General features: G+C 45.7%; 21 protein-coding genes. 11 read left to right on the top strand and 10 right to left on the bottom strand.

The annotated features are described in order from the left end of the window. The first annotated feature begins 128 nt into the window (after positions 1–128). Positions 129–1,490 (top strand): RNA polymerase factor sigma-54, encoded by a 1,362-nt coding sequence (gene rpoN, locus SPICA_RS13820; protein WP_013970105.1) that lies wholly within the window; start codon positions 129–131, stop codon positions 1,488–1,490. A 55-nt stretch (positions 1,491–1,545) separates the two neighbouring features. After that, complete coding sequence (hpf, locus tag SPICA_RS13815; RefSeq protein WP_013970104.1) at positions 1,546–1,836, top strand: ribosome hibernation-promoting factor, HPF/YfiA family; 291 nt, start codon at positions 1,546–1,548, stop codon at positions 1,834–1,836. 36 nt (positions 1,837–1,872) lie between these two features. Here hpf and uvrC read toward each other — a convergent pair whose 3' ends face one another. Continuing rightward, positions 1,873–3,801, bottom strand: a complete 1,929-nt coding sequence (gene uvrC / locus SPICA_RS13810; RefSeq protein ID WP_013970103.1) for an excinuclease ABC subunit UvrC — start codon at positions 3,799–3,801, stop codon at positions 1,873–1,875. A 59-nt stretch (positions 3,802–3,860) separates the two neighbouring features. On the opposite strand from uvrC, the gene SPICA_RS13805 reads away from it, so the two are divergent. The 4 genes from SPICA_RS13805 to SPICA_RS13790 are packed head-to-tail and all read left to right on the top strand — an operon-like array spanning position 3,861 to position 10,195. Beyond that, the gene (locus SPICA_RS13805) at positions 3,861–5,399 is read left to right on the top strand and encodes a LamG-like jellyroll fold domain-containing protein (RefSeq protein WP_013970102.1); all 1,539 of its coding nucleotides are present in this window, start codon (positions 3,861–3,863) and stop codon (positions 5,397–5,399) included. Then, positions 5,396–8,410, top strand: coding sequence for a tetratricopeptide repeat protein (locus SPICA_RS13800; RefSeq protein WP_013970101.1), 3,015 nt, complete (start codon positions 5,396–5,398; stop codon positions 8,408–8,410). The genes SPICA_RS13805 and SPICA_RS13800 overlap by 4 nt, the downstream gene beginning before the upstream one ends. Continuing rightward, the gene (locus tag SPICA_RS13795; RefSeq protein WP_013970100.1) at positions 8,403–9,266 is read left to right on the top strand and encodes an HDOD domain-containing protein; all 864 of its coding nucleotides are present in this window, start codon (positions 8,403–8,405) and stop codon (positions 9,264–9,266) included. Before SPICA_RS13800 ends, SPICA_RS13795 begins: the two co-directional genes overlap by 8 nt. A gap of 11 nt (positions 9,267–9,277) precedes the next feature. Next, complete coding sequence (locus tag SPICA_RS13790) at positions 9,278–10,195, top strand: MBL fold metallo-hydrolase (protein WP_013970099.1); 918 nt, start codon at positions 9,278–9,280, stop codon at positions 10,193–10,195. Here SPICA_RS13790 and SPICA_RS13785 read toward each other — a convergent pair. Beyond that, on the bottom strand, positions 10,158–10,859 hold the full coding sequence (locus SPICA_RS13785) for a DUF4838 domain-containing protein (RefSeq protein WP_041396270.1): 702 nt from the start codon (positions 10,857–10,859) through the stop codon (positions 10,158–10,160). The two genes, SPICA_RS13790 and SPICA_RS13785, sit on opposite strands and share 38 nt — an antisense overlap. Positions 10,860–10,957: 98 nt before the next feature. On the opposite strand from SPICA_RS13785, the gene SPICA_RS13780 reads away from it, so the two are divergent. The 4 genes from SPICA_RS13780 to SPICA_RS13765 are packed head-to-tail and all read left to right on the top strand — an operon-like array spanning position 10,958 to position 14,594. Further along, complete coding sequence (locus SPICA_RS13780) at positions 10,958–12,454, top strand: NAD(P)/FAD-dependent oxidoreductase (RefSeq protein WP_013970098.1); 1,497 nt, start codon at positions 10,958–10,960, stop codon at positions 12,452–12,454. Then, positions 12,451–13,707 carry an NAD(P)/FAD-dependent oxidoreductase gene (locus tag SPICA_RS13775; protein ID WP_013970097.1) on the top strand — a complete coding sequence of 419 codons (1,257 nt, stop codon included), beginning with the start codon at positions 12,451–12,453 and terminating at the stop codon, positions 13,705–13,707. The genes SPICA_RS13780 and SPICA_RS13775 overlap by 4 nt, the downstream gene beginning before the upstream one ends. Positions 13,708–13,765: 58 nt before the next feature. Next, positions 13,766–14,137: a DUF1667 domain-containing protein gene (locus tag SPICA_RS13770; protein WP_215904895.1), complete on the top strand. Its 372-nt coding sequence runs from the start codon at positions 13,766–13,768 to the stop codon at positions 14,135–14,137. Positions 14,138–14,141: 4 nt separating this feature from the next. After that, the gene (locus SPICA_RS13765) at positions 14,142–14,594 is read left to right on the top strand and encodes a hypothetical protein (RefSeq protein WP_013970095.1); all 453 of its coding nucleotides are present in this window, start codon (positions 14,142–14,144) and stop codon (positions 14,592–14,594) included. Here the strand turns inward: SPICA_RS13765 and SPICA_RS13760 are convergent. From SPICA_RS13760 to SPICA_RS13745, 4 genes are read right to left on the bottom strand one after another with little or no spacing between them, the layout of a single operon-like run. Continuing rightward, positions 14,578–15,717: a M24 family metallopeptidase gene (locus SPICA_RS13760; protein ID WP_013970094.1), complete on the bottom strand. Its 1,140-nt coding sequence runs from the start codon at positions 15,715–15,717 to the stop codon at positions 14,578–14,580. The two genes, SPICA_RS13765 and SPICA_RS13760, sit on opposite strands and share 17 nt — an antisense overlap. A gap of 30 nt (positions 15,718–15,747) precedes the next feature. Then, positions 15,748–16,782, bottom strand: a complete 1,035-nt coding sequence (ltaE, locus tag SPICA_RS13755; protein ID WP_013970093.1) for a low-specificity L-threonine aldolase — start codon at positions 16,780–16,782, stop codon at positions 15,748–15,750. After that, positions 16,779–17,942, bottom strand: a complete 1,164-nt coding sequence (locus SPICA_RS13750; protein ID WP_013970092.1) for a glycosyltransferase family 4 protein — start codon at positions 17,940–17,942, stop codon at positions 16,779–16,781. The genes ltaE and SPICA_RS13750 overlap by 4 nt, the downstream gene beginning before the upstream one ends. 58 nt (positions 17,943–18,000) lie before the next feature. Then, a complete protein-coding gene (locus SPICA_RS13745; protein ID WP_013970091.1) occupies positions 18,001–19,059 on the bottom strand; it encodes a lysylphosphatidylglycerol synthase transmembrane domain-containing protein in 1,059 nt (352 codons plus the stop codon). Positions 19,060–19,124: 65 nt separating this feature from the next. Here SPICA_RS13745 and SPICA_RS13740 point away from each other — a divergent pair, with 65 nt between their 5' ends. Continuing rightward, the gene (locus tag SPICA_RS13740) at positions 19,125–19,469 is read left to right on the top strand and encodes a cupin domain-containing protein (RefSeq protein WP_013970090.1); all 345 of its coding nucleotides are present in this window, start codon (positions 19,125–19,127) and stop codon (positions 19,467–19,469) included. A 154-nt stretch (positions 19,470–19,623) separates the two neighbouring features. Here the strand turns inward: SPICA_RS13740 and leuS are convergent, their stop codons facing one another. The 4 genes from leuS to SPICA_RS13720 form a co-directional block, all read right to left on the bottom strand. After that, positions 19,624–22,083, bottom strand: a complete 2,460-nt coding sequence (leuS, locus tag SPICA_RS13735) for a leucine--tRNA ligase (RefSeq protein WP_013970089.1) — start codon at positions 22,081–22,083, stop codon at positions 19,624–19,626. 214 nt (positions 22,084–22,297) lie between these two features. Beyond that, positions 22,298–22,834, bottom strand: a complete 537-nt coding sequence (locus SPICA_RS13730) for a hypothetical protein (protein ID WP_013970088.1) — start codon at positions 22,832–22,834, stop codon at positions 22,298–22,300. Positions 22,835–22,837: 3 nt separating this feature from the next. Then, the gene (locus SPICA_RS13725; RefSeq protein WP_013970087.1) at positions 22,838–23,470 is read right to left on the bottom strand and encodes an HAD-IA family hydrolase; all 633 of its coding nucleotides are present in this window, start codon (positions 23,468–23,470) and stop codon (positions 22,838–22,840) included. Between the two features lie 62 nt (positions 23,471–23,532). Continuing rightward, positions 23,533–24,123 carry a sugar diacid recognition domain-containing protein gene (locus SPICA_RS13720; protein WP_013970086.1) on the bottom strand — a complete coding sequence of 197 codons (591 nt, stop codon included), beginning with the start codon at positions 24,121–24,123 and terminating at the stop codon, positions 23,533–23,535. Positions 24,124–24,188: the final 65 nt, after the last annotated feature.

Here is a 24,188-nt window from a genome sequence, read left to right as displayed (position 1 = left end):
ACTGGTTGCATATGGTCAACGGTTGCTTGACAAATTTGGTCCATGACACAATAGTTTAAAGAGAGATCTTTTACTGGTTGTTAAGATACATCATGTGTTTCGACCACCGGTTATGTAAGGAGTGCTGAGTGCAGCTTCAGAGGCCTACTTTTATACAAGAACAACGACTGAAAATGAACCCCCAGCTTTATCAGTCTATAAAACTGATGGCGTTACCGGTCGTTGATCTGCGGGAGACCATACAGGCAGAGCTGGAGCGAAATCCTGCCTTGGAAGTTATCGAAGACAAAACCACTATTTCTCTTGATTCAGCTATAAAAGAAGTCAAAGAAGAGGATGATTATTTTGAAGCCACATCCGACAGCGGTTTTACCCGGCGTGGTACCGATGAGGATGCGGATGAACAGCAAAAATTTATAGAAGGAGCTCTATCCCGGCCTGAAACGCTGCAGGAACACCTGCTCTGGCAGCTCAGGCTGCAGCCTATTGATGATGATGTCCGTCGTATTGGGGAACTCCTTATTCAGAATCTTGATGCTGATGGTTTTCATAAAGAACCGATTGATGTACTTCTAAAAAATGAAGACCCCGCGAAGATTGCTGTAGCCCTGGATCTAGTGCGTAGACTTGACCCTCAAGGAACCTGTACCACCAATTACAAGGAATCCCTCATGGTACAGGCCCAACTAATGCCCGATTCCCCCGATGGTATACTTGAAGCCCTAGAACATCTTGAACTGCTTGAACGGGGTAAAATTACTGAGGTGGCAAAAAAAATCAAACGGAGCGAGGAAGCAGTTAAAGAAATATTGGAACATATTAAAGAACTATCTCCCTTCCCTGGTCGCCAATTCGATACTTCCGAAGTTCGCTATGTAACACCCGATGTACAGGTTATTAGGAAAAATGATGAATTTGTTATTATATTAAATGATGAAGAGATACCGGTTTTGGGGATTAACCCCTTTTTTATGAAACTTTCCGATGGAAAGGATGGTGAGAAACCGGTGCGGGACTTTGTCCGAGAAAATATCAAAGAAGCTCGTTGGTTCATACGGTCCATAAATCAACGGAATCATACCTTGCTTAAGGTGATGCGGGCCATTGTGGAATTCCAGCGGGCTTTTTTTGCTAAGGGGCCGAAATACCTAGCCCCCCTCACCTTAAAGGACATAGCCCAGGAAATCGGTGTCCATGAGACCACGGTCTCACGGATTGCCAATGGCAAATATGTCCAGACTGAATGGGGTATATTTGAGATACGGTATTTCTTTACTAATTCTATTAGCGGAGCCGGTTCTTCCGGTTCCAGATATTCAAAGGAGGCTGTAAAGGAAATCATCCGTGAGATTATCCAGAGTGAAGAGGGGTCCCTGTCCGATCAGGATATTGCGGATCTGCTCGTACGACGGGGGATTCCGCTCGCCCGAAGAACCGTAGCCAAGTACCGAAAGGAACTGGATCTAGGTTCATCCTATACCAGATCCTAAGGGAACAGCTCAGGCCGCTTCGGAGCGGTTATAATACGCGCCATAGGAGGCAAGCATGAACATCGATGTAAGGGCCGTTCATTTTACCCTTTGGGATGGTTCCAGAGAATATCTGGATAAAAAAATCGCCCGCATTCCAAATGCGGAAAATATGATTGTAGATCTATTGATAACCTTGACCAAGGATAAGGACTTTACAGCAGAAGCAACAGTTAATTTCCGTTGGGGTGTGTCGGTTCATGTAAAGGAAAATGATTTTGAATTGAATGCAGCTATTGATAAAATGATGGATAAACTGGAATCTAAGATTATTAAAGAAAAAGAGAAAATAAAAGAAAAACACTAAATACGGTATATGATAACAAGAGTGGGACAAGCTGGATTAATCCTGCTTGCCCTCTTTGTTATACCATTCAGCAGCCTCTGCGGCGAGACTGGCTGCGATATCTGACTGACCAACGCGTGTATGGTAGCCGAATTGTTCTGAAACGGTGGTTTGGTTGATTTCTGCTTCAATTGAAGCTTTTTGTACTGCAAGGGCCACTGCTTCGGAACAATGAATCAGATGAATAATATCCTGTGGGCTCGCCTCTGCAATGGCTTTAAGAGATCCAAAATGATTTATGAGTGTCGCGGCCTTTCGTGGACCGATACCGGGTACTGCAACCAGATGGGATAGGGACAGGTCCTTGCTTCGGAGCCGTTGGTTCAGAGCAGTCGCGAAGCGATGAGTTTCATCACGAACATGTTGGAGTACCTTGAGTGCTTCCGACCGTTCGTCCAGACGGATTGGTTCTTTGGCTTCGGGAAGCCAGAGTTCTTCGTTCCGTTTTGCAAGCCCTACCACAGGTACTGATATATTAAGGGCATCTAAAACTCCTTTGGAGGCATTCACCTGCCCAATACCTCCATCAATCAATATAAGATCCGGAAGCTCTTCGTGTTCGGCCAAAAGCCTGGAATATCGCCGGGATACGGCCTCACGAAGGGCTCCAAAATCGTCGATAGCTCCATGGAGACTCCGAATTTTAAAATAACGGTAATTCTTTTTATCAGGAATCCCATTTTTAAAGGAAATAAGGGATGCAACGGTATGCTTACCCCCTAATTGGGCAATATCAAAACCTTCAATCCGTTCGGGATAGCGAGGCAGAGCGAGGATTCGCTGTAATTCCTCAAGAGCAGGTCCAGCACCACGCTCCTTCTGTCGTTTGAGTACGTCCTCCTTCGCATTCTGGTATGCCATGGCAAGAACCGCCTCATGTCGTTTTTCATCTGGCAATCGGATCTCCGGTGCATAGCCAAAACGTTCTTTTAATGCTGTAACAATCGTATCTATCATAGTAAGATTCAGATTGATGTAGACCTGAGGCGGCGGAGGCCTATCAAGGCTGTAGTACGCGAGCATAAACTGGATTAAAGACTCTTCTGAATCTGCTGCAGAACGGGTGCGGTAGAGTTCTCTTCCGGTCATTTTGCCACCCCGCATGCTAAAAACAGTGTAGGTACTCAGAATGCCCGATTCTGCCCAGGCAATATAATCCCTGCTTTGTTCATCAAAATCGACAACCGTACTGATTGCCATGATTTGTTGAATGCTGTTGATAGCGTCCCGTAATTGGGCGGCTCGTTCAAAATGGAGTTGGGCTGCGGCTTCTTCCATTTCCTTGGTTAGCTTTACAAGTAGATCTTCAGTATTTCCAGTAAGTAGTTGTATAGCCTTTTCAATGAGGCTCAGGTATTCGGGTTTGCTGATTTTTTTTGCACAGGGAGCACTGCAACGACCGATGTGGTAATACATGCAAGGGTGAGATCGGTCCCGAAGCACCTTGCATTTCCGCAGGGGAAAGAGGGTTTCGATAAGATACAGCATCGTATCGAGGGCCTGAACATTCGGGAAAGGGCCAAAGTAGCGGGATCTGTCCTGCACAATATATCGGGTTCGAAACAATCGTGGAAAATCTTCATTGGTGATGCGGACCACCGGGTAGGTTTTTCCATCCTTTAGGTTGATGTTATATCGGGGTGAGTGTTGTTTTATCAGGGTGTTTTCAAGGAGCAGGGCTTCGTATTCGCTGGCTACAATGATGGTTTCGATAGAACGCACATGGGTAAGGAGGGTTCGGGTTTTTACATCTTTTTCACCGCTGAAATATGATGTAAGCCTATTTCGCAGTACCTTAGCTTTTCCCACATAGATGATAGTCCCTGCTTCATCTTTCATGAGGTAGACCCCAGGTTCAAGGGGTGCCTCTTTCACGAAGGCCCTAAGACGGGTATAATGTTCTATATTTTGACTGCGGTTCACCATAAAACAATCCGATACTTACAATAGTAAGATACTGGTAATTAAAAGGAAAATAAATAGTTATGAAGGGCCATTGTATTATACTCTTTTGTATAGCATCACTCACGCTAAATGCAGAGGAACAGGTCCTTCAGCTGGGGGGAAAGGAATCCTGGAATAATATTGAAGCTCTGGTTGGTGTTGAGATTGAATCTAAGATACCAACCTCCCATGCAATCATACTATCTTCCCGCAAACCGATGAATATAGTTCCTGATCTTTTACTTACCTTTGATGAATCTGGTCCAGACCGATTTGCTGATGTAACAGGACATTATCTTGTAACAACGAGTAGTTCTGTTTTACGATCCGAGAGTAGTCAGGCTCGATTCGGTTCTGGAGCGGCCTTGTTTTCTGGGATTTCCCTTGCTCCAACTGCTACTTTAGAACAGAGCGGCCTTTTTATCAAACCTAAACCGGGGGCTCTTTTTGCATCTGGTTCCCGTATCGAAGACTTTACCATCGATTTTTGGCTGTATCCTGCAAATGTAGCTAAGGGTGAGCAAATTTTAACCTGGTCTTCAGGTCGAAAAACACTACGGGGAGAGTCTCTCTTTCAGCGGATCCGGTGTCAGGTTGGAACCAACTCAATAGAATGGATTTTTAACGATTTTTTTACATCCGTAGATGATACAAACCGGATTACCATTTATTTAAAAGGTATTGAGAAACTGATACCACGAACCTGGAGTCATCATATGATCCGCTATGATGCTAACCAAGGATCGCTTGAGTACCTGGTCAATGGTAATGTAGAAGCAATTGTCTATACAACGAAATCTCAGAAACCGGGAGGAGAAATATATACTCCTAAAATTGGTGATGGTGGAGTATTTATCCTCGGTGAGCGTTATTCAGGACTTATCGATCATGTTCGTATCTTACCTATGTACCTGGAAACAGTACAGGATACGAAATACCCACTTTCCGGTGGCTATATGGTAAGCAAATCACTGGATCTAGGATATACGGATTCTCGGGTTTTTAAAATTGTCGCTGATGTACGCGCCCCAAAAGAGGGGGCCGTACCTCCCCAGGTGCAATTATTTATCCGAACTTCGAATAATCCATATCAGTGGACAGATGATGATTTTAGCTCTTGGATTCCCATTGAAAGTAGTGTTTTACTAAAAGCGGAAACCAGAGGTCGGTATATTCAAATAAAAGCTCATCTCTATCCTTCCGATACGGGAGAATCTACACCTCGACTGAACAGTATTTCTATCTTCTATGAACCAGATCTTCCACCACCGCCACCTTCTATGGTGCAGGCTATAGCCAGGGATGGAGCTGTTGAGTTGCTCTGGAAACCAAGTCCAGACAGAGATTTGGCCGGTTATGTTGTATATTATGGTACAGCATCTGGTACTTATTTTGGAACTGACGCGGTTTTGGGCCCTTCCCCTATCGATGTAGGACTGAGAACTTCGATTGTTATCGACGGATTGCAGAATGGTAGGGTATACTATTTTTCAGTTGCTGCCTATGATAAGGCAAGTCCTGCCCACATTGGGGCATTATCACGGGAGGTGGCAGGACGCCCATTAAGGATGGAACGATGAGCCCAGTAGAATCAGTAAATATAATGGATCGTGCCCGAGGCGCGTCCCGGGTGGGTGACCATGCTGAAGCGGAGCGTCTCTTAAAATATTATCTTTCGAAGAATAAAAATGATAGGGAAGCCTTACTACTTTTAGGGTCTACCTATGCCAAGTCGGGAAAATATGATGAAGCCCTTGATGTGTTTCATTCCCTATTGGGAAGTAACCCTGATGATCTAGAAGCACTTAATAATATTGCAGTCATCTACCGGAAAAAAGAAGATTTAAATAAAGCCTTAGATGCCCTGGAACGGGCAATAGAACTAGATCCAACCAGACCAGAGCTTTATTACAATCTTGGCAATGTGTATAAACAGCTCAGCAATTATAAGGCGGCATCAATGGCCTATGCGAAGGTTATTGAGCTGGATCCTCGGTATGTCCCTGCTTACAACAACCTTGGAACCATGTATGACCGACTGCAGGAATCAGAAAAAGCCTTTGCCATATTTCAGAAGGGCTTAAGCCTTGATCGGAACAATCCAGTCCTTCATTTTAATTATGGTCTAGCTCTGGAATCTAAGGGTAAATTTGATGAAGCTGTCCGTGAATATGAAGCAGCCCTTCGGTCTCGACCCGGTTGGGTAGAAGCGCTCAATAACCTAGGGATCCTCCGTCTTAAACAGGGCCGCCACTCGGATGCACTTGAAATATTTAACCGCATACTTTCAATAGATCCCTTTAATGCTGAAGCCAGAAATAATATCGGGGTGGTTTTTGCTGATCAGGGTAAATTTAATGATGCGATTACCAATTACCGACAGGCAATAGAGGTGGACCCAAAATATGTAAAAGCAGTTGTCAATCTGGAACATGCACTCGAATCCATAGGACACCAGGGTGATGCACTTATCGAACTGGAAAAGCTGGTAAAACTAGTGCCCAATAGTACAGAGGTACGTATAAATCTTGGGGCTCTCTATCTAAAACTCCAACGATATCCGGAGGCGTTGGAGCAGGCTACCCGTGCTCTGGAATGGGATCCGGACAATCTTCAGGCTTTGAGGATCCAAGGTGCGGCATATAGAGCTATAGGAAAGGATGCTGAAGCACAAGCCTGTTTTGAACGAATTCTTGCTATTGAACCAGGTAATTATTCCTTTTATCTTGATCTGGCGGATCTTCATTTTCAACGGAAGGAATATCGAGAAGCCGAAGAGCGCATTCTGGCATTCTTACGAAGAAAACCTCAGGATAGAAATGCAAAAATGATGCTTGGCCGTCTCTATGTTGAGACAGGAAATAAGGCTCATGCAATAACAATATTTGAAGAGCTTATAAAGGATAATCCTCAGGATGTAGAAGCCCTTGCTGCCTTAGCAGAAATCCATAAGAAAACCGGTGATATGGAAAAAGCGGTAAAAACCGCCGACACCCTTATTAACTTGCAAGGGAAGCGAGCTACTTCAGAGGATTTGTCTAACCTCAATAAATCTCTGGAACTCTATGAAGATGCAGTCCGGGCCTATTCTGCTTCCCTTCAGGAAATCTGGGAACGAAATCTTCAAGCCCTTAAACAAAATAAAGAAATTAATCCAACAGAGGCTGCTGATGAAGCGAACCCCCTACTACTTAGTGCTATCGATTCTATCCCGGTAGATGAAGATACGGATAACTTATTTATTGAGGAAATCGAAGAATCTATTGAGGAACCAGAAGAAGATGATGAATTAATTCTGGATGATGAGACCTATTCAATTTTCGATGAAAACCCAGAACCACAGAAGGCTTTTGAAGGACTTGTGGAACCAGAGGAAGCCCGATCCCAGTATCCGACTGAATTACCTGGGGAAAGATCAGTCTCCGAAATACCCAAGGAAGATCAAACCCAATCAAAACCACCATCCCCCAAACTCTCTGAGGGGGAAGCCAATCGAGTCGCCTCTGAACCAGTAAGCCCTAGTGCATATCCTCCTGTACCTCAGATGTCTCAAATGTCTCACATGCCACCTATGCCCCCAATACCACCGATTCAGGTGCTTTCGATGCCCTCAGCCTCACCATCATCCATACCGCAGATGGCTTCACAAGTTTCTACTCAGCCCTCTGTTTCACCAGCTAGCTCTGAACCTATACAACCAGTGGTTTCAACACCATCTGAACCACAACAATCATATCCATCACCTCCATCTGGATTCTCTGTACCACACACCCCAGCAGTACAACCTGATTTGCAAAGATCTGTACCTTATACACAACAACCAACTTATCAACCTGATACTTGGGATCATAAACAAGAACCAGAAGAAGAGGTCCCAGAAGAAGAATGTCTCACCGAATTGCCCGGTTTGGATCAGACTGCTGCTACTCTCGATGAAGATAGCATGGCTGAATTATTAGAATACCCTCATGAGGCAGATCTTCCTGAACTAAGTGAAGATGACCAACTTCTTGAATATCCAGAAACCTTACCCAGTGAATTACCAGAAGAGGATCTTTGGGATGAAAACATCATATTAGATGATGAAGAAGAACCTCTAGAATTTAGCTCTGAACCTTCGGAAGAAATAAGTCAGGATATTGGTTCCCCTTTAGAAATGAATGTTGAAGAATCTGTTAATGATCCTATTACCAATCAGAATGATATAATTGTAGATAATAGAGCGCTTTCAGAAAGGGCGATGTTAGATCTATTCCAATATTTAAAACATCTTACAGAAGAATTGCCAGAAGAACAAAAACGGGCTTTTAAGGCAAGTGAAGTCCGTCTTAAAATGGAATATGTGATTGATAAACTAGAAGGACATAAGGGGTTATTAAAATCCCTGGCAGAAAAAAAAGGACTTCCTGGGGAGTCTATGGATACGGTCTCTCAAACGAAACAACCGGATCCTAAATCGGTTGCAAAAACTCTGGCATATTTAAGTGGCCTTGCAAAGATATTACCTGATAAAGATTTAACCCATGTTATCGAAAAAAAAGTTAATACTGTTGTTAAAGGCCTTGTTTCAGATGGAGGATCCCGTGAGTGAGGATGCAGAGCGGAAAATACAAGCCTATATAAAAAATATGCCAAGTCTGCCTACAACGGTTGCGAAGGTTTTGGAGGTTTGTAATAACCCAAAGACGAGTCCGGCTGATTTAAACCAGGTTATTTCTTTGGACCCAGTCCTCGTAGGACGGGTACTAAAACTGATTAACTCTGCCTATTATGGATTAGGTCAACAGGTTACAAGTTTGGTCCGAGCTATCATCATGCTGGGAATTAATACGGTTAAAAACTTAGCCCTATCCAGTGCGGTACTTCGGAATTTAACCTCAAAAAAGGATTTTCAGGCTCTGGATATGGATGGTTTCTGGCGGCACTCCCTCTGTGTTGGGGTTGCTGCTAAGGTCGTTGCGAAAAAGCGCGGAGTAGATCCGAAGCAGGCTGAAGAATACTTTACTGCGGGGCTCTTGCATGACATTGGAAAGATACCGATCAATGCAGTACTTTCCAAAGAATATGTTATGGCAGTGAGTATTTCTGACCGGGAACGTATTTCTCTGCATCGAGCAGAGGATAAAATTATAGGTATGAACCATGCCGCAGCAGGGTTTATGATTGCAAAGGCATGGAAACTCGAAGGGGCCGTAGGGGACGCAATTGCCTATCATCATTCATATTTGGAATATACAGGTCCCCATAAGGATGTCTTGTACTCAGTTGTTTTAGCAAACCGCTTTGCCTCAGTTATGGAGATAGGGTTTTCCGGAAACCGATATCCAGAAAAAATTGATCCTTCGGTCTGGGAATATCTGGGGCTGGAACGGGATGTTTTTGATGAGATAGAAGCGGTAGTAAATCAAGAAATTGAAAAGGCAAAAATATTCCTTAAAATTGAGTAAAAGGTAACACTATGTTTTCAGTACGGATTTGGGGTGATCGGGGTTCTATCCCCTGTCCAGGACCAGCGACGGTAAAGTTTGGAGGAAATACCTCTTGTCTCGAGATACGGGCCGATGATCGGTTGATCATTGTTGATCTTGGCACCGGGGTAAAGCCCCTAGGGGATTGGCTTATGGCTAATGATTTTAAAAAGGGCCCCATCAATGCCGATATTTTTATCACCCACACCCACTGGGATCACATTATGGGCTTTCCCATGTTCACACCGATATTTATCCCAGGCACTAAACTCCGGATCCGTGGTCCCGTTTCCTATGAGGATGAAACCCTGGAATCAATTATTGGAGCACAGCTTTCTTACCGTTACTGGCCAGTCCGTCAAAGCGAGTTAGCCGCGGATATCACCTATGACCAACTTAAAGAAACCCAACTTGATTTGGGAGATGGTCTTACGGTGCGTACTAAGTACCTCAACCATCCAATTCTGTGTCTTGGGTATCGATTTGAATATGAGGGTAAAAGTATCATTACTGCCTATGATAATGAGCCCTTCCGTAATGTGTTTCCTACTGATCCCAATGACCCTTCCTATGATGAGGATGCTGCTCGGGAAGGAGAACTAGCTGCCCGGGAGGAGAATGAAAAAATACTTTGGTTTTTTAAAGATGCAGACGTTCTTATTCACGACACCCAATATACAAAAAAGGAATACGAAGCAGGAAAAATTGGCTGGGGGCACTCATCTTTTGAGCATGCTATAAATTCAGCCCATAAGGCTGGGGTGAAACAACTGGTCTTATTCCATCATGATCCGAACCGGACAGATCAACAATTAGAAGAGTTAGAAACAGAGTATAAAAAACGTATTGCTGGGAAAACAGAAATGCAGATTATGATGGCCCGGGAAGGACTGGTGATTTCAGCTTAGGCCCGGCGATGGCCCACCCGTCCCGTTCTAATTCTGGACCATCTTGAGGATAGGGTAGGGGAAACATGTTTGGTCTGCAATGCAAAGTGCTCTCGGCCCCATCGCTGATTAAATATGAAAGCCCTGCTGAACTGTTTATTTTTACTAAAACATCAGCTAAGGTATTGATGGCAATTAGAGTCTGTTCAAAGGGAGTAAAAGCTCGGCAGGTAGGACATGAGCACCAGCCTTCATCGGGGCCCCTGTCAGGCCAAAGGTGGAACATCCTATGTTCATTGCGATATTGAAAGAAACGCCGAGCCTGGTTGCTGATAATTTCTAGAGTTTCGGGGTTTGTTGGACAAAAGTTTACATCAGCGACTCGCTTACCCTCAACCATACGAAAAAGGTCCCGATTATTCATAAAGAGCCGGCGGGGTAAAAAACGGGACAGGCAAAAACCTCCTTCTTCAATCTGAAGTTCATGTTGTTGAGCCAGTTCTATTAATTTCCTTCTGCGGCCTGTTACATGATCTCCCATCCGTCCAAAGGTAAAAAGTTCATCCACAGGATACAAAATAATAGCTTTACAACCATGTTCCTTTGCCCAGGGGATCCAACGGTCAGAGTCCCGTTCAAATTCTACTTCACCAATAAAAAGCCGTTTATAATCCAGTGTATGCATCAATATATCCTATTGTATTGTACATCAAATTAAAAAAATAGTATGAAAATACCACAGCCCATTGGAATTCCGGTGTATACTACTGGGCGAGGGAAATCATGACAACTATCTTTACTCACAATTTAAATCCAGACATGAGCAAACTGCCCGGCAGTAACGGAATACCCGATTATGATGTGGCAATTATCGGGTGCGGTGTGTCGGGTGCCAATATCGCCCGCCGACTTTCGGCCTATAAGGTGAAGGTCGCCGTACTCGAAAAGGCAGCCGATGTGTCCTTCGGCACTTCTAAGGCTAATTCGGGGATTGTACACGGCGGTTTTCATCATAATAAAAAATATCTAAAGGCAAGGCTTGAAATTCAGGGTAACCTGATGTTTGACCGGCTCATGCGGGAATTGGATTTTCCTTTTAAACGCTGTGGAATCATTGTGGCAGCCCTCCATGAGGATGAGATGAAAGCCGTAGAACACTTATATATGCAGGGTGTCGAAAACGGGGTTATTGGTATTGAGCTGTGTTCACGGGAACGGATCCTAGAACTAGAACCAAAGCTTTCTCCCGATGTAGTTGGTGGTCTCTATGCTCCTGGCGGGGGCATCGTTGAACCTTATCGGTTTGTCTTTGCCCTGGTAGAGTCGGCTATGAAAAATGGGGTTCATGTGTTTACCAACTACAAAGTGGAAAAGGCTGAACGGGATGTGCCCCATAATAAGTGGGTTGTTACTGCGGAAGATGGCCGAAAGATTAGTGCCCGTTATGTGGTAAATGCGGCAGGTCTCTATGCTGATGAGGTATCCCGTATCTTTGGCGGTGAATCCTTTACCATTAAGGCCAGGAAGGGTGAGTATTACCTTCTGGACCGGCTTACGAAAGCTCGGCCTGAGCGGGTTATTTTCCCCGTACCTACCTCGGTTTCCAAAGGTATGCTGGTTATCCCAACGGTAGAAGGCACGGTACTTGTAGGTCCTACTGCAGATATAACAGAAAATAAAGAGGATTTTTCCACCACCGCTGAACGGCTTGAACAGATACTGGACTCGGGCCGTAAAATGGTGCCCGCCCTCAGCCGGAACGATGTTATTACCAACTTTGCGGGACTTCGACCGGTTTTAGAAGAGGATTTCTATATCGAACCCTCTAAAATTGCACCAGCCTTTATTCAGGTCGCTGGTATCCAGTCGCCGGGTCTTACAGCATCCCCAGCCATAGGGGAGTATGTTAAAGATCTTCTCAAATCTGTAGGTCTTGAGTTAATTGAAAAGGCTGACTGGGATCCCTTTGTTGAACGGCGTCCCCGGGCTCGGGAACTCACCCCCTATGAACTCGATGCCCTTATTGCCAAGGATCCAGCATGGGGTAACATGGTATGCCGCTGTGAACAGGTTACGGAAGCAGAAATTGTAGAAGCAATCCGGCAGGGACATACCACCCTGGATGGGATTAAGTATTTTACCCGGGCTCAGATGGGGCGGTGTCAGGGCGGCTTCTGCACCTTTAAAATTATTAAAATCATTATGCGTGAAACCGGACTTTCCTATGATGAAATTACGAAACATGGCGGAGCAAGTCGGGTGCTGGAGGGTGAATTATGAAAGAACTCCGATACGATGCGGTAGTTATTGGGGGCGGTGCAGCCGGGATGGCAGCAGCCCTGGAAATTGATAAGGCCGGTTTCAGCTGTGCTATTGTTGAACGGGAAGATCACCTGGGCGGTATCCTCATGCAGTGTATCCATAATGGGTTTGGTTTGCATGAGTTTAAGGAAGAGCTGACAGGACCAGAGTTTGCCGAACGTTTTGCAGAACAGGTAGCACAATCAAACATTGTGGTGTATCTGGGAACCACAGTTACTGATATCAATGCTCAGCATGGTCCCTATGAAAAGGAACTCATCTGTGCATCGCCGGATTATGGTATTATCAAAATAATCAGTAAGGCCATAGTGCTTGCCATGGGCTGCCGTGAGCGAAACCGGGGGAATGTCCGTATCCCCGGTGCCCGGCCTGCAGGGGTGTACACCGCAGGACTTGCCCAACGGCTGGTTAACATAGAAGGTTATATTCCAGGCAAAGAGGTGGTTATTATCGGATCCGGTGATATCGGCTTGATCATGGCCCGAAGGATGAGCTGGGTAGGATGTCATGTTAAGGCCGTTGTTGAGATTATGCCCTATCCTTCCGGCTTAACCCGAAACATTGTGCAGTGTCTCCATGACTTTAACATACCCCTCTATCTTTCCTGCCAAACCACCAATATATTCGGGAACGACCGGGTTGAAGGTATTGAAGTTACCCCCATGGAAAATGGCGCTTTGGTACTGGAAAAGGCCTTCCGTATCGACTGTGATACGGTACTTCTCTCTGTCGGACTCGTACCGGAAAATGAGCTCTCGAAAGATGCAGGGGTAGAACTGCATCCCACCACCAATGGTCCCATAGTAGATGCCTCCCTCATGACCAATGTGGATGGCATCTTTGCCTGTGGCAATGTCCTGCATGTCCATGATCTGGTGGACTGGGTTGCAGAAGAGTCCCGATTCGCTGGCAGACAGGCTGCTGCCTGGCTCCGGGGCGAACGACCGGCCCATCAGGTTCGGGTTAAGGCTGGTCCGAACGTTCGCTATGCTAATCCTGGAAAACTGGATCCATCCCGGGATAACAAGGTATATCTCCGGTCTATGATTGTAAAGAACGATGCGGTACTGGAACTGCGCCTGGATAACCGGGTGATAAAATCCATAAAGAAAGGGCATATCCAGCCCTCTGAGATGATTACCCTCACCGTTGGCCCTAAAGATCTGGAAGGGTATACCGCTGACTCTGCCTTAGAATTGGCATTATTGTAGGAGGTTCCCGATGCGCTCATTAACCTGCATCGTTTGTCCCATAGGATGTTCTTTATCTGTGACTGAAAAAGAAAAGGGCGAATTGGAAGTAACGGGTAACCGTTGTCCCCGTGGTGCGGTCTATGCGGTCGAAGAAATCACCGCCCCCAAACGGGTTGTTACCGCCACCTGTCGTCTTGGTCCTGCAGGGGCCTGTTCTGAATCGGCTTCTCAGGATCCCATACTTCAACGGATGCGCCGGCATGGACTCTGTGATCCTCGCAGGCTTCCGGTCAAGACCAGTATCCCTTGTCCTAAAGAATATATTGATGAACTACTCAAAACAATTTACCAAACCCAGGTAAAACCACCGGTAAAACGGGGGGATGTGATTATTAAAAATTGGAAAAATCTGGGACTAGACGTAGTAGCCGCTCGCGCTTTAGACTAGTTGCATGGAATTTGATACAAATGATCCCGCTCAATTCTGGCGGGACTATGAAACCCTGCATGGGGAGAAGGTACTTGCCCATGCTTTGGGCTGTTATATGACGGGCTGGCAGGAATTTCGAGGCCCCCTCTGGGGCTTGCTTATTGCAACCGATGGGGGCTTCCGGTTCCATCATTTTCCCCACGAAGGGTGGATACAGCTTTTAAGCAGAATGTCCGGCGGTGGAGGTTCTGCACCGAAGGAACGAACTATTTTCATTCCCCGTAGTCATATCATCGAAGTAAGATTAATACTGGAAAAATCCTGGATTAGAAAACTGCTGACCCCCTCAGCGCCCCAACTGGCGATTCGTTTTACCAATCCAGACGGAACTGAAGGCCTCTTACTGGCCGAGACAGATAAAACCGCCCAGCCAGTCGTAAGCGCCTTGCAGAGCCTTCTTATTCAGGGATCCTGATAATCCGGGAATTGGTCAGCTGTTCAAGGCCATTCTCGGTCAGCATAAAATCGTTTTCCAGACGGCAGCCCCCATGGGCCGGGTCATAAAGTCCCGGTTCTAGGGTAAAGACCATCCCCTGCTGTAAAACCCATTCATTGTCGGATCGGCTTCGTATAGCCGGTTCTTCGTGGGCCTCGACTCCAATACCATGTCCCAGGGCATGGGGCATTTTCTTTTTAGCCTTTTCAAAATGAGTATCCACCGCGAGGGCTATATCCCTGGTTGGAGTCCCTTCCTTTGCCAGGGAAACCGCCAGGTTATAGGCCTTTTCTACGAGACTGAGCATCCGTTCCTGGGTCCGATTCAGGGGCCCCTTAGCTACAGTAATGGTCACATCGGTGGTGTACCCATCATATTTAAGTCCAAAATCGATAATCGAAAGTCCCTGGGTTCCAAAGGGTTCACCGGTATAACTGGGAAAAGCATGGATGCCAAAGCTCCGTTTGGGTCCAGCCACGAGGGTTTCGAAGCCCGTACCTTCACAACCCCGCATCCGGCCTTCCCGTTCAATAAATTGGGCTACATCAACTTCAGTCTTAAAAGCACCCGCCCTGATCTGTTTTTCCAGTTCATCGATCACTTCGTTGGTAATACGAGCAGCAGTACGATATCGCTCGATTTCTTCAGCAGCTTTAATAGCCCGCATCGCTTTAATTTCTGCATGGGTACCATCTTCCCGGCAGATAATATCGTAATCGGGAAGGGTGTCTACATACCGAAGAAAGGATGGGTAGGATGTTTCCGGTGGAATTTCAATGCGACTGCCCGGGGGAACGTTCATGATTTCCACAACCGCTTTCAGGGCTTTGTAGGGATTGCGTTCAAAGTCCGTATAAGGGATGATGGTAAAGAAATCGGATGCATACTGTTTTGCCATATTAACATCCCAGGGAACCAGAATGGGCTTTCCCATAATGTCATTGGATAAAAAAATGAGTGCATCCCCTGGATGATTGCTCAGCCACCGGATGGTAGGATCCCGATGACCTTCGAAATCCTCGAAAACTATCAGCCTACTTCCTGCAAAGGACATGTAATTCATTATGTTTTCAGTTTGACGGACGTATCGATATTCTCCCATAATAACCTGCTCTACAATAAAATGAAGACCCTATTGTACAAGGGTCAATGCTTGTTTGCAAGCATCGATGATTTGCTGAACCTCTGGGTCGCCAATCCAGTAATGGGTTACAAAGCGGAAGTTCCCCTGTTCAGGTGGATTGGCGAGGATGCCTGCCTCTTTTAAAAGTTCAATAAAACGCTGTCCCTTTTCTGGCGAAGCAAGGGCAGGGATAGAGAAAAACACCATATTGATGTCCATCCGGTCCTTGGCCACCTGAACCCCCGGTATGGCGCTTAAGCCCTCGGCGAGACGGCGGGCCCGGCGGTGATCTTCTGCCAGGCGGCCAGTCATGTCTCGGAGGGCCACAATCCCCGCTGCGGCCAAAATGCCCGTCTGACGCATGCCCCCACCCATAATTTTTCGGTTTTTGCGGGCCTGGTCGATAAATGCCGCCGGGCCCGCCAGCAGAGAACCCACCGGCGCGCAGAGACCCTTGGAAAGGCAGAACATGACTGAATCAGCCCTTGCTGCTAGTTCCCTGGCTTCGACACCGAGACTCACCGCTGCATTAAAGATGCGGGCTCCATCAAGATGGACGGGAATTCCGTGGGATTGTGCCACGGTGTAGACCTCATCCATGGCGTGGAGCGGTACGACTGAGCCAGAGGAATGGGCATTTTCCATACAGATAAGGCTTGTTGGCGGATAATGAATATCATTGCCGCGGATACGTTTTTCGATATCCTGAGGATTCAGTCTTCCTGTCGGTGCCGGTATGGGCCTGGTTTGTACTCCCGCAATGACGGAAGCGGCTCCTGCTTCATGCTGAATGATATGGCAATCCTCCCCAAGGATGACTTCACTGCCCCGTTTGCACCAGGTAAAAAGGGCCAGCTGGTTGCCAAAGGTCCCTGAGGGAACAAAGAGCGCTGCCTCTTTGCCGACCAGAGAGGCCGCAAGTCGTTCGAGTTCGTTAACGGTGGGATCATCTCGGTACACATCATCTCCAACCTCAGCCTCTGCCATAGCTTTTCGCATAGCCTGAGTCGGTTTCGTGACCGTATCACTTCGAATATCAATCATAGGGTGTGACCTTTTTGCTGTAATAATTCGTAGTACAAATTTTCAAATTGTTCAGATATTACTGACCAATCATAATATTTAAATACATACTCTTGTCCCTGCTGAGCTCGAGCTAACCGTTCTTCTTTATGTTCCAAGGCATATTGGATTTTTTCTGCCAGAGCTTCTGGATTCTTAGGTGGAACAAGCCAGCCACCACCGGATCGTTGGACTACTTCGTTGACACCGGGCATGTCAGAAGCTATAACAGGAACACCCATGGCCAGGGCTTCAAGTTGGACAATACCAAAGGCTTCGAGCCGAACAAAAGATGGCAAGATGAAAAGACTTGCAGTACTGTATAGATCAGATAGGGTCTGATCATCAACTTGGCCTGCAAAGGTCACCATATTCTCTAAGTTATGGGTTGTTACAAATAACTTAAGGCTGAGGAGCTCTTCACCAGTTCCAACAATTGTGAAATGAGCTTTAACGCCTCTAGTATAAAGAATCTCTATAGCTTCTAATAGAAACCATAAGCCTTTGGTTGCAACTAAACGTCCAACAAAGAGTATTTCATGTTCCTTTCGAATACAACCTCGAAGCCTGCATTGTTCAAGCTGTTCTTTATATCTTGCTGTGTTGATGCCAATTGGTATGACCGTATAGGGAAAACCAGCAAGGGTTGCAGAAGTTTCTGCATAGGTCCTGGTAGTTGTTACGATTCGATCAACCTTTTTTAAATGCAATTGGGTAGATTTTATAAAATAACGATCGATTATTTTTTTGGGTTCCTGAGGTAAATCTATTGGACCAAGCCGTTCTGGGATTTCTATATCACAATGATAGGTTAACACCTGAGGAATACCATGGATTTTAGCTGTATGATTAAGGAAAAAGAAGGGCGGAGCATGGGCATGAATGATATCCATATTGGCGAGCATTCGTTTCGGTTGAGGTGCGAGGATGGGTGAATAGGCTGGGCCCCAAATTGCAGGGATTCGAATTATTTGGATTGAAGAATACTCATCCTTTTGAACCGGTCCGGGAAAATGAGAAAAAATCGTTATAGTATGTCCTCGTTGAGCTAATGCAAATGAAAGATCATGAACATACCGTTCAGTACCGCCCACGTGAGGAAAATAAAAGGATGAAAGCATTGCGATACGAAGTTTTTTCATAATACCCTCTGTCATATTAGGGGTTTCTTAAAACAAGTTAAAGAAATCCCATTTTACTTTAAATCTGAGTAAAGACATTTTTTGATTTGCCTTTGTCACTTATATATGAATGAATAAAAAATATACAAAAACCGAAAAGGATATGTAAATAAAAGGTTGCAACTCGCCATAAAACTATAGCAACTGTAGTCGCTGCGGGAGTGTTATTCATACCGGAAAAAATCCAAATATAAGCCCCTTCGATGCTTCCACTTCCCCCCGGAGTCGGTATGTAATAGATAACAAGATTGATGATAACAAAGGTTGCCATCACATGGAAAAATGTTGATTGCAAGGGCGTGAGTTTCATCAATACATAATATACGGACATGGCTTGTAAACCTAAGTTGATACATCCCAAAAGCAAGTCGGTAACCATAATGAGGGTTTTTTCGGCCCAAAGGAAACTAACTTCTTCTTTTAAAGATGTGGCCCATCGGTGAAACACCTCTGCCCAATTTTCCCGCTTGAGTATTCTACCAAGTAAATTTCCCAATTTTGTTTTATCAAAGCGTAACACAAAACGACTGATGGTATTTGGACTGATAAGTGCAAATAAAAAAAAGATTGACATGATAAGGGACACCATAAAACCGATATACATAGGACCTCTTCCGATTTTCATCGAATTGGCAAGACCTATTGCGGTGGGAATGCTGATCATAAAAATAAAAAAAGCTGTTAACATGAATTCTACATGACGTGAAAGTACTACGTTGGTTGCTTTTTTACTATCAATACCGATTGATGTGAGATGTAGAATTTGAAATGGTTGTCCTCCTGTTGCCATAGGGGTCAGATTGGAAAAGAGCGTAACATTGACACTGTTGTAAAAAGCTTCCCAGATTGAAATAGTTATATTAAATTGCTTTAATACCATGAGTAATCGGACAGAATCTATGATATAAATTAAAAGATAGAAAAAGAATGGGACAAAAAGAATGCTAAAATCAACCCTTTTTAAGGCTCCCAGGATATCTTTAAAATCCATCAAGAAGGCAATACCCAGATTTGCTAAAAGGCCAATCAGGACTGCCCAAAACATTGATTGTAATAGTTTTTTTCGTTCGGTATTCATGATATTATGCTATATAGTACACCATTGAACTGTGTATTTCAATTAAGGTTAAGAGGAGGCTTTCTATGATTATTCATCGCCATACTATGAAGGTTGAGTTGAAGGAACGAATGCGTAATGGGGAGGGAACCACAACCTTGGTTCATCTGGTAGATGGAGCGACTATGAAAAATGCCCGACTGCTGTCTGAAATTTCCTTGCCTCCAGGGGCCTCTATTGGTGAACATCGTCATGATTCGGAAACTGAATATTACATTATTCTTGAGGGAACCGGTGTAGTAAAAGATAATGGGGTCGATACCCCCATTCAACAAGGTGATGTGGTTGTTACAGGTGACGGTGCAAGTCATAGCATTAAGAATACCGGGACAGCACCGCTTAAATTTATAGCGGTTATTATTACCTATTAGAAAAAGCCGGGCAGTTGCAGAACGTACCCAGCTTTATAACTTTATAAGTAGAACCTGTAAGAATATTCTGAGGCGCATCTAACAATGTAACCACATCTTTAGAGGTGCCCATTATGTATTAGATACTGAGAGAGCCTTTCATGGCTCCCTATCGTTATTTTACGACGATATTTACTAATTTATCCGGCACAGAAATAACTTTGGCAATGGTAAGGCCTTCGAGCCATTTCTGAATGCCGGGCAGGTTTAGGGCTGTTTTTTCCAGTTCCGCTTTGGAAATCCCAATAGGCGCGGTGAATTTGTCGCGAATTTTGCCGTTCACCTGAACTACAATCGTTACCTCGTTATCCGCCGCGAGGCTTGCATCATATTGTGGCCATTGGCTCTTAGAAATGGATTCCTTGTACCCTAATTTTTCCCAAAGCTCTTCCGCCAGGTGGGGAGCATAGGGGCTAACCATCTGTACCAGAGGTTCCCAGAAGGGTCTGGGTAGTTTTTCCAGCTTTGCCAGTTCAGATGAATAAACCATCATCGCACTGATGGCGGTGTTAAAATTGAGGGTTGACGTGTCATCAGTAACTTTTTTTATAGTTTTATGCAGAATACGTAGTAATTCTGTTTTCTGGTCGCTGGAAATTCCCGCCGCTTCTGGTGTGTCTGCCAAAGGTTTTTCCCCCAGAGCCCAGAGCCGTTCAAGGAAACGAGATACACCAACGAGGCCGGCGGTTGCCCAGGGTTTACTTACTTCCAGGGGGCCCATAAACATTTCATAAACCCGCATGGAATCGGCACCATAGTCCCGAATAATGTCATCAGGATTGATAACATTACCCCGACTTTTACTCATTTTTTGGCCATCTTCCCCAAGAATCATGCCCTGGTTTACAAGCCGTTGGAATGGTTCCTTAGAGTTCACAAGCCCTAGGTCGTAAAGCACCTTATGCCAGAACCGGCTGTACAGGAGGTGCAGAACCGCGTGTTCCGTGCCGCCCACATACAGGTCTACGGGCATCCAGTACTCTATCGCCTTTTTAGAGGCAAATTCCTTGTCATTGTGGGGATCGAGGTAGCGCAGGTAGTACCAGCAAGAACCGGCCCACTGGGGCATGGTGTTGGTTTCCCGTTTTGCCTTGCCTCCGCATTTGGGACAGGTGGTGTTAACCCAGTCGGTAATGCCTGCCAGGGGGGATTCGCCGGTGCCGGTTGGTGCATAGGACTGTACATCCGGGAGGGTTAGGGGAAGCTGATCCTCTGGCAGGGGGACAATGCCGCAGGATTCACAGTGTACAATCGGAATTGGTTCGCCCCAATAACGCTGGCGGCTGAAGATCCAGTCCCGAAGTTTGTAGTTTACTGCCCGCTTGCCGATACCCTTTTCTTCGAGCCAGCCAATGATTTTTTGTTTAAATTCAGCGGTGGGCGTTCCATCAAAGGGCCCTGAATTGACCGCCCAGCCATCGGCGGTTGTACAGGTTTCCGGAGTTTGGGAATAATCTTTCCCTATAGCAGGCGGTTCACCGGCCACTACCTGAATAATGGGGAGGTTAAAAGCCTTGGCAAAGTCCCAGTCCCGTTCATCGTGGGCGGGCACCGCCATAATAGCCCCGGTGCCGTAGGAAATGAGTACATAATCGGCAATCCAGATGGGGATCTTTTTTCCGTTTACCGGATTAAGAGCATAAGCCCCTGAGAATACACCGGTTTTTTCCTTTGCCAGGTCGGTTCGCTCCAGATCACTCTTCTTAGCTGCTGCATCCAAATAAGCCTCTACAGCTGCTTTCTGTTCCGCAGTGGTAATTTTTGGTACCAGGGGATGCTCCGGGGCGAGCACCATGTAGGTTGCACCAAAAAGGGTGTCAGGACGGGTCGTATAAATCTCTAGCTCCGCATCATGGCCATCAATTTTAAAGATGACATTAGCCCCTTCAGATTTACCGATCCAGTTCCGCTGCATCAATTTTACCGGTTCGGGCCAATCGAGCAGGTCCAGGTCTTCCAAGAGCCGTTCCGCATAGGCGGTGATTTTTAAAATCCATTGCCGGATCCGTTTCCGGGTAACCTTGGTGCCGCAGCGATCGCAGGCACCATCCTTTACCTCTTCGTTGGCCAAGCCTGTTTTACAAGAGGGACACCAGTTAATCGGTGTTTCTGCCTCGTAGGCCAAGCCCTTTTCAAAGAGTTTCAGGAAAATCCATTGGGTCCACTTGTAATAATCCGCTTCGCAGGTAGACACTTCCCGGTCCCAGTCATAAGAAAACCCGAGGGCCTTAATTTGGGTGCGGAATTTATCGATGTTTGCCCGGGTGGTGGTGGCCGGGTGGGTTCCGGTCTTTATTGCATAGTTTTCTGCGGGAAGCCCAAAGGCATCGAAGCCCATGGGATGGAGCACGTTAAAGCCGTTCATTCTGAGGTAGCGGCAATAAATGTCGGTGGCGGTGTAGCCCTCCGGATGCCCCACGTGGAGGCCCTGGGCAGATGGGTAGGGGAACATGTCCAGTACATACTGGCGTTTTTCCTTGGGGAATGCGGGATCTTCTACCGCCTTAAAGGTTTTGTGCTCTTCCCAATATTTTTGCCATTTCGGCTCAATCGTGTCAAAAGGATATTTGGCCATGAATCGGGGCTCCTTCTCTTGTCGCTGGTGCGAAGATATTACAAACTGTCATAATAATGACATACCGTAACTTGGGCAAGAGAAGGAGCAAAAAGCGGATTAACCCTGGAGCTCCGCTTCAGGTTCTTGTCTCCTACCTCACGAAATCAATTTATTCAAAACAGGGCCTCTATCGAAACTCAGTATCTATGAAAATTACTACAATTTATTGTATTTATTGTACGAGCAGGATTTCTTGTATCTCTTTTTTTAAGTTGATGAGCTGTGCTTCTTTTTTGGCATTTCCTGACTCAATAATCAGCCGTTCTGAATCCTTAAGATACAGCGCCAGATTGATGAACACCTTTGGCTGAAAGAATCTAGCAAGACTGTTCTGCGGCCTGGAAGGTTCTGCAGGGGCTTCTAGGTTTTGCATCTTACCCTTAATTGCCTTTTCAAGGGTAATTTCATCAACCTGATCGTAGGAAATCTTCATGGTCTTAGCGAGAAACACAAGCCCAAAACGGAAGCTAATAGTCCTGGATGCAGGGTCAAAGGTCCATCGCTCCTCATAAAGAGCACCAAAGAGCAGGATTATCATCAAAACTATGGTGGTGACCCCCTGTTGTGTCTGGGGCCCCTCCAGAATGGGAATGAGGGATGCAGCAAGGATGATAAGTCCTATGGCGCTCAAGCTAAGCCTGAGTAAGAGGGGTATGTGCAGCTCCAAGGTTCCTTTGTTTGTTCGTTTGCTTTTTAGTAAAAACTCCATAACTTAGGGCTCCAAAAATCGTTGTAATTCATAAATTGAGTTAATTCTTTCATAGGGATAATCCTGGTGAAGGTCTTCTTCATCGAGGAGTACACCTCGTCCGCCAATATCAAGATATCCCTTTACATATGAAGGGTAATCATCAATAAAAAGAACTTCCTGGGGATTTTTCCCTAGGGCTTGTAACACCCGGTAAAAGGCTTCTGGTTGAGGTTTCCCCTGAAGGCCATTCCAGCGGATGTCAAATATATGGGTAAAGAGGCCTTCCATTTCAAGTTTTTTAATAATCCGTTGAGCATGTTCTATGGGGGAATTGGTGAGGATTGCCTTTGGATAGGGGAGCTGCTCTATAAATGCACGAACCTGAGGATCGGGGTAGAGATTGGCCTCTTCGCCTTCAGGGTGAATGGCCCGATAATAGGTTTCTATATCGGTGAGCCCTTCCTCTGCCATAAGCCATTCTAATGTGGTTCCATACAGGGCGATTCGAGCCTGTCGTCTTCTGACTGCCTCTTCCTCTGAGACTCCAAGAAACTGAGCGGTAAAACGACGAATCCGTTCGCCAACCGCTTTTTCGAGGCCAAAACTGCTTGAATAGAGGGTATTATCAAGATCAAAGAGTAGATAGGAAATCATAGGATTATAGTACCAAATTCGGTACGCTTATACCATGGGCTTTGGTATGTAAAAAGCCCGTCCTATTGTTTCTGCTGGGCCCGGTTGCGATCAATTTCTTTAATTATGTCGTTGATCTGTTCTGCAAGCTTGCGCATTTCGGCTACAACAATTTTAAAGGAGCGGCCCTTATCGCCGAGTTTTGCAGCCTGGATGGAACCGTTCAAGGAGAGAACCTTCATTCGTTCTGCAATATCGACAATCTGATTTTCCATATCCAGGACAATTTGACGTTCCCGTTCTGTTTCGATTTCCCGTTGAATTTCTTCTTTTACCGCAATTTCTGCCATTTTCTGAAGGGGTTTAACGATTTGGGGGTCCCCAGCAATACCAATTACGGCTATCCGCTTCCCGTCGATTTTAATAACCCCGTTGTATCCCGGTCGGGTGCCCTGCATGGTGGCTGCCATTTCGGGGGTAATAGCAATCTCATCTACTTCGCCGTTCATGATTCGCCGGCCACCTTCATGGATGGTTCCAATACGGGCAGGATCATAGGATGCAATAATGACGCCCCCTTCGATAATAACGTTTGCATCGGTTCCTGAGACAGTCTTTATATCTGAAACAATTTTGCGGGCAAGCTCTGGTTTAATGGTATAAACACTCTTCAAGGCATATTCTCCAATATGTCTAGTATGAAGTCATTGAGGGATTTCGTCAATGTATGGAGTGATTG

Source organism: Gracilinema caldarium DSM 7334 (assembly GCF_000219725.1).
Taxonomy (GTDB): domain Bacteria; phylum Spirochaetota; class Spirochaetia; order Treponematales; family Breznakiellaceae; genus Gracilinema; species Gracilinema caldarium.
Note: the sequence above shows the minus strand (reverse complement) of the source record. Positions and strands in the feature narration are given on the sequence as shown.

Bases quoted from the DNA above. Each gene is read 5' to 3' on its own strand.
- SPICA_RS13775 (WP_013970097.1), top strand. From the start codon at position 12,451: ATGAAAGAACTCCGATACGATGCGGTAGTTATTGGGGGCGGTGCAGCC.
- ltaE (WP_013970093.1), bottom strand. From the start codon at position 16,782: ATGATTGATATTCGAAGTGATACGGTCACGAAACCGACTCAGGCTATG.
- SPICA_RS13765 (WP_013970095.1), top strand. From the start codon at position 14,142: ATGGAATTTGATACAAATGATCCCGCTCAATTCTGGCGGGACTATGAA.
- SPICA_RS13805 (WP_013970102.1), top strand. From the start codon at position 3,861: ATGAAGGGCCATTGTATTATACTCTTTTGTATAGCATCACTCACGCTA.
- SPICA_RS13740 (WP_013970090.1), top strand. From the start codon at position 19,125: ATGATTATTCATCGCCATACTATGAAGGTTGAGTTGAAGGAACGAATG.
- hpf (WP_013970104.1), top strand. From the start codon at position 1,546: ATGAACATCGATGTAAGGGCCGTTCATTTTACCCTTTGGGATGGTTCC.
- SPICA_RS13760 (WP_013970094.1), bottom strand. From the start codon at position 15,717: ATGGGAGAATATCGATACGTCCGTCAAACTGAAAACATAATGAATTAC.
- SPICA_RS13790 (WP_013970099.1), top strand. From the start codon at position 9,278: ATGTTTTCAGTACGGATTTGGGGTGATCGGGGTTCTATCCCCTGTCCA.
- uvrC (WP_013970103.1), bottom strand. From the start codon at position 3,801: ATGGTGAACCGCAGTCAAAATATAGAACATTATACCCGTCTTAGGGCC.
- SPICA_RS13780 (WP_013970098.1), top strand. From the start codon at position 10,958: ATGACAACTATCTTTACTCACAATTTAAATCCAGACATGAGCAAACTG.
- leuS (WP_013970089.1), bottom strand. From the start codon at position 22,083: ATGGCCAAATATCCTTTTGACACGATTGAGCCGAAATGGCAAAAATAT.
- SPICA_RS13750 (WP_013970092.1), bottom strand. From the start codon at position 17,942: ATGAAAAAACTTCGTATCGCAATGCTTTCATCCTTTTATTTTCCTCAC.
- SPICA_RS13725 (WP_013970087.1), bottom strand. From the start codon at position 23,470: ATGATTTCCTATCTACTCTTTGATCTTGATAATACCCTCTATTCAAGC.
- SPICA_RS13745 (WP_013970091.1), bottom strand. From the start codon at position 19,059: ATGAATACCGAACGAAAAAAACTATTACAATCAATGTTTTGGGCAGTC.
- SPICA_RS13730 (WP_013970088.1), bottom strand. From the start codon at position 22,834: ATGGAGTTTTTACTAAAAAGCAAACGAACAAACAAAGGAACCTTGGAG.
- SPICA_RS13785 (WP_041396270.1), bottom strand. From the start codon at position 10,859: ATGCATACACTGGATTATAAACGGCTTTTTATTGGTGAAGTAGAATTT.
- SPICA_RS13800 (WP_013970101.1), top strand. From the start codon at position 5,396: ATGAGCCCAGTAGAATCAGTAAATATAATGGATCGTGCCCGAGGCGCG.